This is a genomic window from Burkholderia pseudomultivorans (assembly GCF_001718415.1).
In the GTDB taxonomy this organism is placed as follows: Bacteria; Pseudomonadota; Gammaproteobacteria; order Burkholderiales; family Burkholderiaceae; genus Burkholderia; species Burkholderia pseudomultivorans_A.
Genome location: NZ_CP013377.1, coordinates 512,305 through 527,957, shown reverse-complemented (window position 1 = coordinate 527,957; position 15,653 = coordinate 512,305). Strand labels below are relative to the sequence as shown.

At 69.6% G+C, this 15,653-nt stretch carries 10 protein-coding genes; 6 read left to right on the top strand and 4 right to left on the bottom strand.

What is annotated here, in order from left to right; genetic code table 11:
• Positions 1–8: 8 nt before the first annotated feature.
• A complete protein-coding gene (locus tag WS57_RS02265) occupies positions 9–6,011 on the bottom strand; it encodes an alpha-2-macroglobulin family protein (RefSeq protein WP_069243684.1) in 6,003 nt (2,000 codons plus the stop codon).
• Positions 6,012–6,290: 279 nt separating this feature from the next.
• Here WS57_RS02265 and WS57_RS02260 point away from each other — a divergent pair, with 279 nt between their 5' ends.
• Positions 6,291–7,334, top strand: coding sequence for a serine hydrolase domain-containing protein (locus WS57_RS02260; protein WP_063888045.1), 1,044 nt, complete (start codon positions 6,291–6,293; stop codon positions 7,332–7,334).
• Between the two features lie 9 nt (positions 7,335–7,343).
• On the opposite strand, the gene WS57_RS02255 is transcribed toward WS57_RS02260, so the two are convergent.
• From WS57_RS02255 to WS57_RS02245, 3 genes are all read right to left on the bottom strand, one after another.
• A complete protein-coding gene (locus WS57_RS02255) occupies positions 7,344–8,156 on the bottom strand; it encodes a hypothetical protein (RefSeq protein ID WP_059515153.1) in 813 nt (270 codons plus the stop codon).
• A 70-nt stretch (positions 8,157–8,226) separates the two neighbouring features.
• Complete coding sequence (locus WS57_RS02250; protein ID WP_059515152.1) at positions 8,227–9,489, bottom strand: Zn-dependent hydrolase; 1,263 nt, start codon at positions 9,487–9,489, stop codon at positions 8,227–8,229.
• Positions 9,490–9,727: 238 nt separating this feature from the next.
• A complete protein-coding gene (locus WS57_RS02245) occupies positions 9,728–10,657 on the bottom strand; it encodes a 2-hydroxyacid dehydrogenase (RefSeq protein WP_059515150.1) in 930 nt (309 codons plus the stop codon).
• Positions 10,658–10,822: 165 nt separating this feature from the next.
• On the opposite strand from WS57_RS02245, the gene osmF reads away from it, so the two are divergent.
• The 5 genes from osmF to WS57_RS02220 all read left to right on the top strand — a co-directional run bounded on the left by osmF (position 10,823) and on the right by WS57_RS02220 (position 15,478).
• On the top strand, positions 10,823–11,746 hold the full coding sequence (gene osmF, locus WS57_RS02240; RefSeq protein WP_059515149.1) for an ABC transporter substrate-binding protein: 924 nt from the start codon (positions 10,823–10,825) through the stop codon (positions 11,744–11,746).
• A complete protein-coding gene (locus WS57_RS02235; RefSeq protein WP_069243683.1) occupies positions 11,743–12,921 on the top strand; it encodes an ABC transporter permease in 1,179 nt (392 codons plus the stop codon). The genes osmF and WS57_RS02235 overlap by 4 nt, the downstream gene beginning before the upstream one ends.
• Positions 12,918–13,856 (top strand): ABC transporter ATP-binding protein, encoded by a 939-nt coding sequence (locus WS57_RS02230; protein WP_069243682.1) that lies wholly within the window; start codon positions 12,918–12,920, stop codon positions 13,854–13,856. Before WS57_RS02235 ends, WS57_RS02230 begins: the two co-directional genes overlap by 4 nt.
• Positions 13,853–14,641, top strand: coding sequence for an ABC transporter permease (locus tag WS57_RS02225; protein ID WP_059515142.1), 789 nt, complete (start codon positions 13,853–13,855; stop codon positions 14,639–14,641). The genes WS57_RS02230 and WS57_RS02225 overlap by 4 nt, the downstream gene beginning before the upstream one ends.
• Before the next feature lie 174 nt (positions 14,642–14,815).
• Complete coding sequence (locus WS57_RS02220) at positions 14,816–15,478, top strand: lytic transglycosylase domain-containing protein (RefSeq protein ID WP_059606027.1); 663 nt, start codon at positions 14,816–14,818, stop codon at positions 15,476–15,478.
• The last annotated feature ends 175 nt before the right edge of the window (positions 15,479–15,653 follow it).

Sequence of the window (15,653 nt, the reverse complement as noted above, 5' to 3'; positions counted from 1 at the left end):
GCACCGCGTCATCGCGCGCGCTCCACCGTCAGCGCCGCCCCGCCCGGCGCCTGGGCCTGCAGCCGGCGATCGTACATCGACTCGCCGTAGGCGGGCGGCACGATGAAGCGGCCCGCGTTGCTCGCCTTGATCCGGTACACGAACTCGCGCACGTCGCTCGTCGCGGTGCCGTAGATCACCACGCGATCCTCGCGCACGTCCGCAAACTGCGGCTGCCAGGTCGAGCCGGCCACGCCGATCGGCGAGCGCCACGGCGCATCCGCGGCCGGCGCCGACGCACCGCCGTCGCCGCCATCGCCGTTGCTGCCGTCCTGCGCATCGGTCGCGGGCGGCGGCGCGATCACCGGATCGAAGCCGCCCGGCAGCAGATCGACGATCGCGACGTTGCCGACGCTCGCCGAGCCGGTCGCCCGGATCTTCAGATGCACGTCGATCTCCTGGCCGAGCACGATCTTGTCGAGCGGCTTGCCGTTCGTGTCCGTGTAGTCGCGCACGATCTCGAGGCCGTTGCGAATCGCCTGCTTCGACGTGCCGCGGTCGTAGCCCGACTGGCTCGCGACCCACCACGCGGGCAGCGCGCTGCCGTTCACGAAGTCGACGCGCGATGCGCCCGCCGCCCACGTGCCCGAGCGCACGAGATTCGCCCGGATCGACGACACGTCCTTCGTCGCGGCGCCCGCGCGGATCTCGTCGATCGCGAGCCGGTCGAGCTGGCTCGCGTTCGACGCCGCGTACGCATCCAGCGCGAGGATCGTCATCGCCGACGACAGCGTGTTGAAGCGGTTCTCGACGATCGGCGCGGCAATGTTGTCCATCGCGCGCGGCGACAGGCTGCGCGCACGCTCGGGGAAATGCTTCGCGAGCAGGTACAGCACGCTTGCGTCGCGCGTCAGCGGATCGAGGTAGTAGCCCGTCGCGTAGCCGTCGTCGGCGCGAGGCCGCCGCTCGAGCAGCGCCTGCGGGCCCGCGATCAGCGTGGCGGCCTCCTTGTCCTGCTTGAGCAGGCGGTACGATGCGGCCAGCCACGCGGCCGCGAGATCGTTCTTCCACGCGTCGGGATACGCATCCTGCAGGCGTTTCTGCACGGTCGCGAGGCTGTTGGTCGTCACGTTGCCCAGACGCGTCAGCAGGTACACCGCATACGCACGCTGGCGCAGCAGGTCGAGCGAACCGAGCGCGTCGTTCGCCGCGAGCTTCTGCAGATACTGCGTGCCGGCGTCGAGCATGTCCTTCGGCACGGCCGCGCCGCGCTCGCGCGCGTCGATCAGCACATGCATCGCGTAGGCGGACACGAACGGATCGGCGTCCGGCGTCGCGCTCCACAGGCCGAAGCCGCCCTGCGCGTTCTGCCGGCCGCGCAACACGCCGAAGAACTGCGCGACCGCGTTCGCATTGGCCGCATCCGCGCCGGCTTCCGGCGCATGCATCGCGCTCGTCAGCGCGCGCACCGACAGCCAGTTCGACGCAAACAACCGCGGCACGACCGCGCTGACCATCTGCTCGCTGCAGTAGTGATCGAAATTGACCAGATACGACGACAGCCCCTCCGACAGCACGAGCGGCGCGGTGGACATGCTTGCGTCGCGCGACGCATACGCGTCGTACATCGGCCGCAGGTTCGGCACGCTCGCCTTCTTGCCCGCCTCGAGCCGGCCGGCGTCGAGTTGCGTGCGGAACGCGGCGGCCGGCCGCACCGACACGTCGACGTTCTGCTGCGCGCCCTTCGCGCCATAGCGCGCGCCGAACGACAGCGTGCCCGAGCCGAGCGTGTCGGTCGCCCTCACGCGGAACAGCGCGACGCCCTCGTGCTGCGGCGCGAGCGCGACGTTCTGCGTCGCCGCGCCGATCACCTGCAGCTGCGGGCCCGTCTTCAGCGTGACCGCGACCGGCACCGGCTGGTTGCCCGCGCCGGTCAGGTTGTTCGCGACGCCGACGCTGACGTCGGCTTCGTCGCCCGGCGCGAGCGTGGTCGGCACGTTCGGCGACAGCACGAAGTCGCCGCGCACCGTGGTCGCGCCTTCGAACGTGCCGACCAGATCCGGCGACACCGACACCGCCATCACGCGCAGCTTCCCGTTGAAGTAGTCGGGCACCGTGTAGCTCACGCGCGTGTCGCCGTTCACGTCGACGATCCCCGACCAGTAGACGACCGGCTTGTCGCGCTTGCGCCTGAATGGATTGAGCTGGCGGCCGATCGCGTCGTCGGCGTCGCCGCCGGGCGCGGCCATCGACATCAGCTTGTCGAAGTCCGGCAGGATCAGGTCGAGGATCTGCGACGTGCCGACTTCGAGCATCCGCTTGCGGAAGAAGAACTTCAGCGGATCGCCGAGCTTGTAGCGCGCGACCTGCAGGATCCCCTCGTCGACCGCGAACACGACGACCTTCGCCGGCTTCGCCGAATGCACGGTGAAATTCACCGTGTCGCCCGGCTTCACGAGCGCCGGCGCATCGACCGTCAGCGCGTTGCGGCGCGCGTCGAGGTTCACCGAGAACGGCACGACGCCGTAGCTCAGCGGGCTCATGAAGATCTCGTCCGACGAGGGATCGCGGATGTACTGCACGTTGATGTAGCCGTTGCCCTCGAAACCGGCCGGCACCGTGATGTGCTGGATCGAGCTCGTCGTGCCCGCATGGAACCACGCGTGCGCGTACACCTTGTCGCGCTCGATCGTGATCAGGCCGCTGCCCGCGTACGGCGCACGGATCGCGATCTCGACCTGCTCGCCCGGCTTGTAGTCGTGCTTCGCGAGGCTCACCTGCAACTCGGCGTTGCGGTCGAGCGAGCGCGTGACGTTCGCGTCGCCCGCCACCGCATAGCCGATCCGGTTCACCGCGCCGCCGTTCGCGTCGCGGATCACGAGCGCGTAGCTGCCCGGCTTGTCGGTGCGCAGCGCGAAATCGACGCCGGCCGCCGGGATCGCCAGCGGCTTGTCGTCGACCGGCACCTCCTTCAGCCGCGAGTCGTATTTGTATACGCCGGAATCCTGCCGGGTCAGCACCGACACGTAGCGCTCCTCGACGAGCTGCGCACGCAGGCCCTTTACCTCGATCGCCTTCGCGTTCGGATCGATCGCGACCAGCCGCACCGTGCGCGGGCTGCCGCGCTTCACGTAACCCAGATCGTCGACCGACCGGTAGCCGACCAGCCAGTCGTTGTTCGACACGAGCGTCTGCGCGTTCGCCGCGACGTTGCGTCCGCCCTCCGCTTCGTATGCCTTCGCCTGGAAGTAGAGCTGGTACGTCGCGTCCGCGTACTTGTCGAGATCGAGGTCGAACTCCGCGTGCCCCTTGTCGTCGGTCGTGCCGTCCTGCAGCGTGGTCGTATAGCCTTCCTTCGCGCGCCGCGCGTCGAAGAAGCGGTAGCCCTGCCAGTTGCGGAACGACGGCCACACGGGGCGCAGCGTCAGCGTCGCAGCGACGCGCCGCTTCTCGGCCGGCGTGCCGAACAGGTTCTGCGCGTCGACGATGCCCTTCAGTCCCTTCGGCTTCACCCAGCCGTCGAGCACCTGCTGCGACAGCCTCGCATCGACCTTCATCCGGTCGGGCAGGAACTCCTTCACCTGCACCGTCGTGCTGCCGATCGGCTCGTCGCCGGGCTGACCGTTCTTCATGATGTACAGGTTGACCGTCCAGGTGCCGGTCGGCGCCGTCTCGGCCGTCGTATAGTCGAGCTCGGTGAAACCGGTCGCATCGACGCTCACCGGCTTGCGCTCGACCGTGATGCCGCGCGAATCGACGATCTCGGCCTGCAGCGGTACGCCGGCCGGGCTGCGCGCCCAGCTCGCCGCGCGCACGATCAGCCCGATATGGAACGGGTCGCCGGGCCGGTACAGTCCGCGATCCGAGAACAGGTATGCGGACAGCTGGCCCTGGCCCGTCGCGTTGCGCTCGCCGTCGACGTCGAAGCGCGAGAAGTCGAGCTGGCGGTCACGGCCGCCGACCGGCAGGAACGACAGGTCGCCGTCCTTCTTCACGACATAGAGCTGCGGGCGCTTCTCGCGGTCGAGGCCCTTGAACGCGGGGAAATGCACGACGCCGTCGGCGCTCGTCGTCTGCGTGAACAGCGCCTGCCCGTTCACCGCGAGCACCGACACGGTCGCGCCCGCGACCGGCCGGCCGGAGCGGATCGACTGGATGAACACGTCCTGGCTGCCGTCGAGCGCGCGCTTGACCAGCATCCCGAGATCGGTGACGACGATCAGCCGCGTGTCGCCGAGCGCGCTGTCGTCGTCGCTGCCGGCGTCGCCGGAATCGGCCTGGTCGGACTGATCCTGACTGTTGTCGCCGTCGGAAGATGCGTCGCCCTCCTGCGCGTCGTCGCTTTTCTTCTTCTCGGCGGCCGGGTCGTACTTCGACAGGTGCAGCAGGAACACGCCGCGCTTGCCGCCCTTCAGGTACTGGCCGAGATCGATGCCCTCGTAGTGCGCCTTGCCCGGATCGCCGGCCGGGAATGCGCGCTTCTGCACGAAGCGCTCGACGATATGATCCTCGCTGAACGAATACGACAGCTCGGGATGCGAGTACGAGCCGTTGTTGAAGCTGACCAGATGCTGAAGCTGGTCGGGCACGACGCGGCCGATCTCGACCTTCATCCCCGGCAGGTTGCGCGACACCACCGACAGCCGCTTGCTGCCGCTCATCGACAGCAGCGAGCCGTCGGCCATGAAGCGCAGCAGCTTCGGATAGTCGGGCACCGTGAACGCGCGCGTCACCGGCTTGCCGAGCAGGTAGCCGCCCGCCGATTTCAGCCCGTCGTCGAAGCGCACGTAGACGCGGTCGCCCGGCGTCGCGTGGTACTTGAAGCTCTGCATCGTCGCGTAGTCGTCCTCGGTCGGGATCGCTTCGAGCGGCAGCGGCTTCGACTGCTTCAGCACCGCGTCGCTGATGTCGGCGAGGTTCCATTCGTACGGAGGATCGTCGTCGGACTGGTCGACGCCCGGCTTGCGCTTCGGCAGCACCCAGGCCTTCGCGCGCGCGGCGAGCTCGGCGCTGCGCACGCCGTCCGACGCTTGCGCGACGAGCACTTGCTCGGGCTCGTAGCGTTCGTTGTCGACGAGTGTCGGCGATACGTCGCCGATCGACAGGCTGTACAGGCCCGGCACCGCAACCGCCGCCTGCAGCGCGGCCTGCGTGCCGGCGCCGCCGCGTGCGCTCTTCACGCCCTTGTCGACGTCAAGGCGCGCGGACAGCGGGTCGTGCGGAATCTCGAGCGGCTGCGAGCGGACCCACGCGCGCATTTTCATCGTGTCGTAGCTGACCGTGTAGCGCAGCGGCGTCGTGGTCTTGCCGTCGCGGCCGACCAGCACGAGGCCGATGCGCTTCTCGAGCTCGGCCGGATCGACCGGATAGTTGAAGTTCAGTTGCAGCAGCGCCTGCTTTTCCGCCGGATTGTCGGGGTTCTGGTAGAACGCGTTGTCGCTCGACTGCATCGCGAATGCCGGGATGTCGAACGCGAAATGGTCGTCCTGCAGCGTGACCTGCGGCGCGAACGCCTGGCGCACCGCGAACCGCACCTCGACGTGCGCGCCAACCGGCCAGTCGGCCGCCGGCGTGAAGCGCAGCGTCTTGTCGTCGGCCCATTCCCATGCGCCCTTCAGCGCGGGCGTCATCTCGATGCCCTGCCCGGCCGGCTTGCCGACGAGTTCGATCGGCGCGGCCGATTGCGCGAACGCGACTTCGAGCGGATGCACGGTCACCTTCGGCTTGCCGCTGTCGTCGACCTCGTAGGCCGTGACGGCCGGCGCCTTCACGGTGAAGCCGACGGTCGCCGGCTCGGGCGGTTTCGGACGATGCTTGTACCAGTATCCGCCGGCGGCGAGCGCGGCCGCGAGCAGTACCGCACCGCCGGCATGCCACGGGCGGCGGCGCACGGCCGTAGCGGTGAGGCCGAGCCATGCGGGCGCGGTCCACGACACGTCGCCGACCAGCGGCCGCAGCACGCGGCCGAGCAGACGCCAGACAAAACCGATCGCACGAATCGGCAAGAGCAGCAGGAAGCGCAGCAAATCCATTTTGTTATTTCCTTGTCCAGGACATGCTGCCGGTACGGCAACGCTCCCCGAATCGTTCTCTCAGTGACGGCGCGGCCCGGTTGCGCCGTGGGTCTTCGACCCGATGTTGGTCGCCATTATGGGTCAGAGCGGGAACGATGGAAATATCGGCGTGCCGGCGCGCAACATCGGCCCATGCCGGCCGGTCGGCGGTTTGCCGGTATGCTGGCGCGTGCCGCCGCGCCGCATGCGACAGTCCGGAGCGCCGCGGTCCGACGCCATCTTCGACCGGAGGAACCGTTGAACTTCGAACGACTCGCCGCTGCGCTGCAGGACCTCGACACGCCGGTCGCGCTGTTCGCCACCGGCGACGGCCTCGCCACGCCCTGGAGCGCCGCGCACGGCGTCACGAACGCCGCGACGGGGCAGCCGTTGACCGCCGATACGCCGCTGCGCGTCGCGAGCAATACGAAGACCTTCGTCGCCGCGTCGCTGATGCGCTTGTCCGAGCAGCGCCGCATCGACCTCGACGCGCCGGCCGATGCGTCGCTCGATCGCGAACTGGTCGCGCTGCTGGCCGACGCCGGCTACCGCCCGTCGTCGATGACGCTGCGGCAACTGGCGAGCCATTCGGCCGGCCTGCCCGACCACGCGGACGAAAACTATCTGCGGACCGTGCTGGCGAACCCGGCGCGCCGCTGGAGCCGGGCGGAACAGGTCGGTCTCGGCGTCGGCCGCGAACGGCCGAGCGACGCGCCGGGCACGCGATTCCGGTATTCGGACACCGGCTACCTGCTGCTCGGCGACGCGATCGAACGCGCGACCGGATGGCCGCTGGCGCGCGCGGTGCGGCGCCTGCTGCGCTTCGACGCGCTCGGGCTCGCCTCGACCTGGTGGGAAGACGCCGAAGCGCCGCCGGCCGGCGTTGCGCCGCGCGCGCACCAGTCCTTCGGCGGCGTCGACGTCACGCACGTCGATCCGACGATGGACCTGTACGGCGGCGGCGGCCTCGTGATGACCGCGCGCGACCTCGCCGCGTTCATGCGCGGGCTGTTCGAGGGGCGCGTGTTCGACGCACGCGGGACGCTGGACGAGATGTTGCGGCCCGGCCCGCACGCGGGTGCGGACGGCTACCGAATCGGGCTCGCGGCCCAGACGATCGCTGGCCGGCCCTGCTATTCGCACGCCGGGTTCTGGGGCACGGTGGCCTACTACGTGCCCGCGCTGCGCATCGCGATCGCGGGCTTCACGACGTCGCGCGAAACGCGCACCGGGCTGGTCTCGCTGATCGAAGCCGCGCTCGGCGACGCGTTGCGCGAGCCGGCGATACGCCCGGGCGCGTAGGCGCCGACGTCAGGCGATCGCGTGGAAGCCGAGGCGGTTGCCGTCCTGCGCGCCGGGCGCGGCGAGCACCGCGAAGTCCATGTCGATCAGCATCGGCCGCATGCCGTACGTCTTCTGCCCTGAACCGTCGACGAAGACCGCCGTGCCGGACGACAGCTGGCGGTCGATATCCAGCAGCGCCAGCGTGCCGCGCGCGGTGCCGGCCGACTGCTCGACCTTCAGCGGCGTGCCGTCCTGCGCGACGTAGTGTCCGCCGGCTTGCAGCAGCTCGTGATTGCGCTCGACGGCCGCATTGATCAGGTCCATGAAGCGGAAGCGCCCGTCGGCGCGCTGACTGGCCGCCGCGCGATCGTCGGCGCTGAACGGCGTCTCGCCGCGCACCAGCGCGCCCTGCGCGTCGATGTCGACCGCCTGGTCGTGAAACGCGCGCGTCGCCAGCACCAGGTTCGCATTGCCGTTCAGCGTCTGCTCGATCCATGCGCGATCGCTCTCCTTCATCGTCTTCGATACGACCTGGATGGCGCCGTCGTCGGTCTGGAAGTCGAATTGCGCGTCCGCCAGATCGGGGCGCTTCGCGACAATCTCGCTCATGCTCGACGCGAGCGCGTCGGTCACCCGGTTCAGCTTCGTCGACAGCTCGCCCGCCATCGACAGCTGTTTCGTCAACGCCGCCTGCATCGCCTGCAAGTCGAGCGCCCGCACCGCCAACGGCGGATCCTGCGGCCGCGCGGCCGCCGCGCCCGCAAGCTGCCGGTCGTCGAGCGCCGCCTGCGCCATTTGCGCAGGCGACAGGCTGCCCGCCGACGTGACCGAACTCGTCATGGCCCTCTCTCCTTTCAGATGGTTTTTTCAGGGTTTACGGACCGATTCCGAAGAAGTTGAGGGCGACCGCTCAGCTCGCCGCCAGACGCCTGAGCACGACATCGAGCAACACGTTCGCGCCGTCGAGCAGCTGATCGTCGTCGGTGTGCTCGCGCGGGTTGTGGCTGATCCCGCCGCGGCTCGGCACGAAGATCATCGCGGCCGGTGCGATGCGCGCGATCATCTGCGCGTCATGCCCCGCGCCCGACGTCATCCGCCGATACGACAAACCGGCGCGGCGCGCCGACGCCTCGATCTCGTCGGCCAGGCCGGCGTCGAACACGACCGGCTCGAAACGGGCCAGCCGCTCGGTCGAGATCGTCACGCCCTCCCGCTCCGCCGCCTGCACGAGAAACTCGGCCAGACGCCGCTCCGCATCCTGCAGCCGCCGTTCGTCCGGATCGCGCAGATCCACCGTGAACACCGCCTTGCGCGGAATGACGTTGATCACGTTCGGCTCGATGCGCAGCATGCCGATCGTCGCGAGCGTCGTGCGCGACTCGACCGCCAGCGTGCGCAGGAAGGTCGCGACGGCCGCCGCGACCCAGCCGGCGTCGTGCCGCAGAGGCGTCGGCGTGGTGCCCGCATGGTTCGCGTTGCCCTGAACGGTGATCTGCTGCCACGAGATGCCCTGCAGGTTTTCGACCACGCCGATGCGCAGCTGCTCGGCCTCGAGAACCGGACCTTGCTCGATATGCAGCTCGAGGTATTCGTGCGGCACGATCGCGCCGGGCTCGAGATCGCCCGCATAACCGATGCGCGCCAGTTCGTCGCCGAGCCGCGTGCCGTCGATGCCGACCGTATCGAGCGCCGCTTCGACCGGCATGCCGCCCGCGTACACGAGCGAGCCCATCATGTCGGGCTGGTAGCGGATGCCCTCCTCGTTGGTAAACGCGCCGATCGTGATCGGGCGCGGCGGCCGGATGCCCGCATCGCGGAACGCCCGCGCGACGGCGAGGCCCGCCAGCACGCCGTAGCAGCCGTCGAGGGCGCCGGCGTTCGTCACGGTGTCGATGTGGGAGCCGATCATCAGCGGACGCAGTTGATCGGCATCGGCGTGCGCGCGCAGCGTGCCGAACAGGTTGCCGATCCGGTCGACGCGAACGTCGAGGTCCAGTTCGCGCATCCATGCGGCGACGAGATCGCGGCCGGCCCGCTCGTCGTCCGTCAGCGCGATGCGGGTCCGGCCGCCCGCTTCGCGGTCCGCGCCGATCTCGCCGAGCTGCCGCAACTGGTCGAGCAGAAGGGGACCGTCCAGTTTCAGGGCCGGCAGAGGTGCTGCAGAGGGATTCATCGGTCGTCTCCATGAGGCGCGCAGGTCCGGCCACGCAGCCGGACGTCATGGAGAAAAATATTATTTCAGGCCGCTCGATATTTCGGCTCTCAATGACCGGGCGCGGCGCAACTTTTTTTCATATTGGGCCGCCCGACGTGAACAAATGCGCGGAAGAGCGCGCGCCGCTGCGGTCGATCGCCGTACGACGCATTCCTTCGCTGCAGCACGCATCCCGCCGCTACAGCAGACGCAAGACTCACACCGGCGTCAGTACCGGTTGCCCGGCGAAATGCCGTGCGGCGTTGTCGAGAAACTGCTGCACCGAGCGATCGAGCGCCTCGGGCGACCAGCCGCCCATGTGCGGCGTCAGCACGACGTTGTCGAGATCGGTCAGCGCGCGCGGCGGTTCGGGTTCGCCTTCGTAGACGTCGAGCCCCGCGCCCGCGATGCGCCCTTCGCGCAGCGCTTCCGCCAGGGCAGCGGTATCGACGACGCTGCCGCGCGACACGTTCACGATGAAACCGTCCGGGCCGAGCGCATCGAGCACCGCGCGATCGACGAGGTGCCGCGTGCCCGCGCCGCCCGGCGTCGCGACGATCAGGAAATCGGCCCATTGCGCGAGCGCGTCGAGCCGGTCGAAATAGCGGTACGGCACGTCCTTGCTCGACCGGTTGTGATAGCCGATCTCAATGTCGAAGCCGGCCGCGCGGCGCGCGCATTTCTCGCCGATCTTGCCGAGCCCGACGATGCCGAGCTTCTTGCCCGACACGTTCGGCGGCATCGGCAGTCCGTCGCGCCACACGCCGGCGCGGGTGTGCGCGTCGAGCCTGACGACGCCGCGCACCGTCGCGAGCAGCAGCGCGAACGCGTGGTCGGCCACGCAGTCGTCGTTGGTGCCGGCGCCCGTGACGACCGTGATGCCGCGCGCCTTCGCGTGCGCGACGTCGATCTGCTCGTAGCCCGCGCCCAGCGCGCTGACGAACGTCAGTTGCGGCAGCCGGTCGATCTCGGCGGCGCCGAGGCCCGTGCTGCCATTGGTCAGCACCGCGCGGATCGTGCCGCCATGCTCGGCGATCGCGCGTTCGCGCGCTTCGGGCGTCGACGCGTCGTGCACGACGAACGACGCCGCTATCCGGCGCTGCGCGTCGCCGCGCAGCGCGATGAGGACCAGCAGTTCTGGCTTCATGACAGGAGATGTCCGCAGGGCGGGAACGGCTTGCAGTGTAGCAAGCGTGAGACGGATGCGGGTTATCCCCACACGAGATGTGGACACGCCGCCGCACGCGGTTTGCCAAAGCCGGCTCAGTCAAGTAAGTTTCGGCGTACGCCCCCGTCCTGGAGATTGGCCCAGATGAAGCTCGCCCTGCCCGCCCGGATCCTGGGCCTCGCGCTCGCCGCCGCGTTCGTCGCGCCCGGCGCGCACGCCGACACGCCCGTCGTGGTGTCGTCGAAGATCGACACCGAAGGCAACCTGCTCGGCAATCTCATCGCGCAGGTGCTGAAGGCCCACGGCATTCCGGTCACCGAAAAGATCGCGCTTGGCGCGACGCCGATCGTGCGCAAGGCGCTCACGAGCGGCGAGATCGACATCTATCCCGAGTACACCGGCAACGCCGCATTCTTCTTCAACAAGGCCGACGATCCGGTCTGGAAGAACGCCGAGCAAGGCTACGATACCGCCAGAAAACTCGACTACGCGGCCAACCATCTGGTCTGGCTCGCGCCCGCGCCCGCGAACAACACGTGGGGCGTCGCGGTGCTCGCGCAGGTCGCGCAGTCGCAGCACCTGAAGACCTTCTCCGAATTCGGCAAGTGGATCGCGGGCGGCGGCAAGGTGAAGCTCGCGGCTTCGGCCGAGTTCGTCAACAGCGCGTCGGCGCTGCCGTCGTTCGAGAAGGCGTACGGCTTCAAGCTGAAACCCGAGCAGCTCGTCGTGCTGTCGGGCGGCGACACGGCCGCGACGATCAAGGCCGCCGCGAACCAGACCGACGGCGTGAATGCCGCGATGGTCTATGGCACCGACGGCGGCATCGCGTCGAGCGGCCTCGCGGTGCTCGACGACGACAAGCACGTGCAGCCCGTCTATGCGCCCGCGCCCGTGATTCGCGAAGCGGTGCTGAAAGCGCATCCGCAGATCGCCGACTACCTGAAGCCCGTGTTCGCGAGTCTCGACCTGAAGACGCTGCAGACGCTGAACGCGCGCATCCAGATCAACGGCGAGCCGGCGGCCGGCGTCGCGAAAAGCTACCTGAAGTCGAAAGGCTTCGTGAAATGACGGGTCGCGCGGCGGCCTCCGCGCGGCGCATCGCGCCCGACAAGGTCGGCATCCTGATCGGAATCCTGACGATCGTCGCGGTGCTCGGCCTGCCGTTTGCCGTGCTGCGGCCGAACCGCATTGCGGCCGGCACGGGACTGTCGGTGTTCGCCGCACTGCCGGCCGCGCAAGGCGCCGCGCTCGCCGCGCTGTGGATCGCCGGCGCGCTGTGGGCGATGACGGCGAGCCGCCCTGCGTGGCGGCTTGCGGCCGGCTGCACGTGGCTCGCGACGCTCGCGTACGCGCTCGGCGCGGCCACCGCGCACATCGTCGCGCCCGACGACATGCTCGCGCGCGTGTCGCCCGCCGCCGGCGTGTGGCTGTTGCTGTTCGCATGGGCCGTGCTGGTCGCGGACGCGCTCGCGCGGCTCGCGTTCGGCCCGTGGCGACGGCTCGCCGCGCTGCTCGTCGCGGTCGCGGCGGTCTCGGCGCCGCTCGCGAGCGGCTGGTGGGACGGCCTGTCGGTGATGCGCGAATACGCGGTGCGCAGCGACGACTTCTGGCGCGAGGCGATCCGCCACGTGTCGCTCGCCGGCGGCTCGGTCGCAGCCGCGCTCGTCGCCGGGCTGCCGCTCGGCATCGCCTGCGCGCGCGTGGCAGCGGTGCGCGCGATCGTGATGCCCGTGCTCAATATCGTGCAGACGATCCCGAGCATCGCGATGTACGGGCTGATGATGGCGCCGCTCGGCCTGCTCGCCGCGCACGTGCCGCTCGCGGCCGCGCTCGGCATTCGCGGGATCGGCGTCGCACCGGCCGTGCTCGCGCTGTTCCTCTATTCGCTGCTGCCGATCGCGTCGAGCGTCGCGGTCGGTCTCGCGCAGGTGCCGCCGCACGTGACCGAAGCCGCGCGCGCGATGGGCATGACGCGCGCGCAGCGGCTGCTGTGCGTCGATCTCGTGCTCGCGCTGCCGGTGATCCTGAGCGGCGTGCGCATCGTGCTCGTGCAGAACATCGGGCTGACCGCCGTCGCCGCGCTGATCGGCGGCGGCGGCTTGGGCACCTTCATCTTCCAGGGCATCGGACAATCGGCCGCCGATCTCGTGCTGCTCGGCGCGATCCCGACGATCGCGCTCGCGCTGATGGCCGCTGTCGTATTCGAAGCCGCGACGTCGCTCGCGAAAGGACGTGCCGGATGATCGAAATCGAACGCATCGGCAAGCGCTTCGGCGACGTCGTCGCCGTCGACGACGTCTCGCTGACGGTGCAGCGCGGCACGATCACCGCGCTCGTCGGCGCGTCGGGCAGCGGCAAGTCGACGCTGCTGCGGATGATCAACCGGCTGATCGCGCCGACCAGCGGCACGATCCGCATCGACGGCACCGACACCGCGAGCCTGTCTCCCGAGCAGCTGCGGCGTCGCATCGGCTATGTGATCCAGGGACACGGGCTGTTCCCGCACTGGAGCGTCGCGCGCAACATCGCGACCGTGCCGCGCCTGCTCGGCTGGTCGGCCGAGCGGATCGACGCGCGCGTGCGCGAGCTGCTCGAACAATTCCATCTCGCGCCGGCCGAGTTCGCCGGCAAGCTGCCGCACGAATTGTCCGGCGGACAGCAGCAGCGCGTCGGCGTCGCGCGCGCGCTCGCGGCCGAGCCCGCGATGCTGCTGATGGACGAACCGTTCGGCGCGCTCGACCCGATCATTCGCGGCAAGGCGCAGGACGAGCTGTTCGCGCTGCAGCGCCGCCTCGGCATCACGGTCGTGATCGTCACGCACGACATCGAGGAAGCGCTGAAGCTCGGCGACACGATCGCGGTGATGGACGGCGGACGGCTGCTGCAGGTCGCGTCGCCGGCCGAGATCCTCGGCAAGCCCGCCGCGGGCGTCGTCGAGCAGCTGGTTGCGGGCGTCGACCGGCCGCTGCGGCTGCTTGCGCTGACGCCGGTCGATGCGGTGGCCGAAACCGGCGAGGCGGATGGCGAACCGATCGCCGCGACGCGCACGCTGCGCGACGCGGTCTCCGAGCTGCTGTGGCGCGGCGTCGACGCGCTGCCGGTCGACGACGGCCACGCTCGCCGCATGCGCCGCATCACGCTCGATGCGATCCGCGCACACGCGAGGAAGCCGGCATGACGGCGCGCAACGCGGCGTACGGCACGCGCGCATCGCGCACGTCGCTGCCGCGCCGGCTGCCCGCGTATGCGGCCCGCGCGGCCGCGCTCGCGCTGCTGCTCGTGCTGCTGCTGCGCCCCGCATGGCTGCAGGGACTGTTCGCGCCGTTCGCGGACAACGGTGCGCCCGTCATCTACGATCGCGCGAGCCTGCTCGACCTCACGCTCGCGCACCTCGGCACGGTCGCGCTGTCGAGCCTGATCGGCACGCTCGTCGCGGTGACGGCCGGCATCGCGGTCACGCGGCCGTCCGGCGCGGATTTCCTGCCGGTCGCGCGCAGCATCGTCGATATCGGCCAGACCTTCCCGCCGGTCGCGGTGCTCGCGCTCGCGGTGCCGGCCGTCGGCTTCGGGCTCAAGCCGGTGCTGATCGCGCTCGTGCTGTACGGGCTCCTGCCCGTTTTCGAGAGCACGATTGCCGGGCTGGAGGACGTGCCGCGCGATGTCGTCGACGCCGCGCGCGGGATGGGCATGAGCGGCTGGCAGCAGCTGGTGTCGGTCGAGCTGCCGCTCGCGTTTCCGGTGATCGTCAACGGGATCCAGCTCGCGGTCGTGATCAACCTCGGCACCGCGACGATCGGCTCGACCGTCGCCGCGCGCGGGCTCGGCGACGTGATCATCGCCGGCCTGCAGACGTCGAACACCGCGTTCGTGCTGCAGGGCGGCGTGATCGTCGGGCTGCTCGCGGTGCTCGTCAGCGACGCGATCGGCGCACTGGCGAAGATCGCGACCGCGCGACGCGCATAAGGCGGCGCGACGCGCGCGTCCGGCACTCGTGCGGACTCCGATGCGTGTCCGTGCAACGATTTCGCCGCCGCGCGCCGACACAAGCCTACATCCCGCTTTCATTCGAGCGCACCTTCAGCCGCCCGGCGCGATTGGTCGATATACTATGCGCCTCCCGATTCCCCCACTTCGACCATGCGACGATTGCTCTGGCTGATCGTGCTTTCGTTTGGCGTCGCGCATCATGCGTCGGCGCAACAGGCGTCCGCAGCGGCGGCGCCCGCGCTCGCGGCATCCGCGCCGAACGTTGCCGCCGCATCGAGCTTCGCCTCCGATCCGCTCGCGAACGATCAGCCGAACGAAGCAAACCGCCGCATCACGTCGTACCTGACGAGGAAATTCGGCGTCGCGAAGGAAAAGGCCGTGAAGCTCGCCGACATCGTGAGCGTCACTGCGACGAAATATTCGCTGCCGCCGGCACTCGTTTACGCCATCATCTCGATCGAATCGCGCTTCCAGGAAAAGGCGCGCGGCCAGCATGGCGCGACGGGGCTGATGCAGGTCGTGCCGGCCGCGCACCGCGGGCTGCTGCGCAACGTGAAGGACCTGACGGAGCCGAACGCGAACGTCGAGGCCGGCTCCGCGATCCTGTCGGGCTACGTGAAGGCCGCCGGCGGCAACGTGCAGGCCGCGCTGAAGAGCTATGGCGGTTCCAGTGCGTACGCGTCGAAGGTAATGCAGCGCGTCGATTCGTTCCGGTTCGTGCTGGAACCGGCCGACGAGGCGAAAGCCGGCAGCGATGCGAAGGCGCGCATGGTGCCGGTCAGCGATTCGTCGGCGGGGCCGCGTAATCCGTAAGCGCGACGACCGCTCGATCGGCCGCCTCGCGCTTGCGCGGCCCGATCCCGCTTTTACCCCCGGCTCGCACAGAAACTCGATGAAATGCTGCGCGTTCGCGCGCGGGTAGTCGACTATCCGGCGCCAAGCGCGGCGGCGGCACGATGAATCAGGACTTGCTGCAGCAGCGCGCCGG

Bases quoted from the DNA above. Each gene is read 5' to 3' on its own strand.
- WS57_RS02265 (WP_069243684.1), bottom strand. From the start codon at position 6,011: ATGGATTTGCTGCGCTTCCTGCTGCTCTTGCCGATTCGTGCGATCGGT.
- WS57_RS02255 (WP_059515153.1), bottom strand. From the start codon at position 8,156: ATGACGAGTTCGGTCACGTCGGCGGGCAGCCTGTCGCCTGCGCAAATG.
- WS57_RS02250 (WP_059515152.1), bottom strand. From the start codon at position 9,489: ATGAATCCCTCTGCAGCACCTCTGCCGGCCCTGAAACTGGACGGTCCC.
- WS57_RS02245 (WP_059515150.1), bottom strand. From the start codon at position 10,657: ATGAAGCCAGAACTGCTGGTCCTCATCGCGCTGCGCGGCGACGCGCAG.
- osmF (WP_059515149.1), top strand. From the start codon at position 10,823: ATGAAGCTCGCCCTGCCCGCCCGGATCCTGGGCCTCGCGCTCGCCGCC.
- WS57_RS02235 (WP_069243683.1), top strand. From the start codon at position 11,743: ATGACGGGTCGCGCGGCGGCCTCCGCGCGGCGCATCGCGCCCGACAAG.
- WS57_RS02230 (WP_069243682.1), top strand. From the start codon at position 12,918: ATGATCGAAATCGAACGCATCGGCAAGCGCTTCGGCGACGTCGTCGCC.
- WS57_RS02225 (WP_059515142.1), top strand. From the start codon at position 13,853: ATGACGGCGCGCAACGCGGCGTACGGCACGCGCGCATCGCGCACGTCG.
- WS57_RS02220 (WP_059606027.1), top strand. From the start codon at position 14,816: ATGCGACGATTGCTCTGGCTGATCGTGCTTTCGTTTGGCGTCGCGCAT.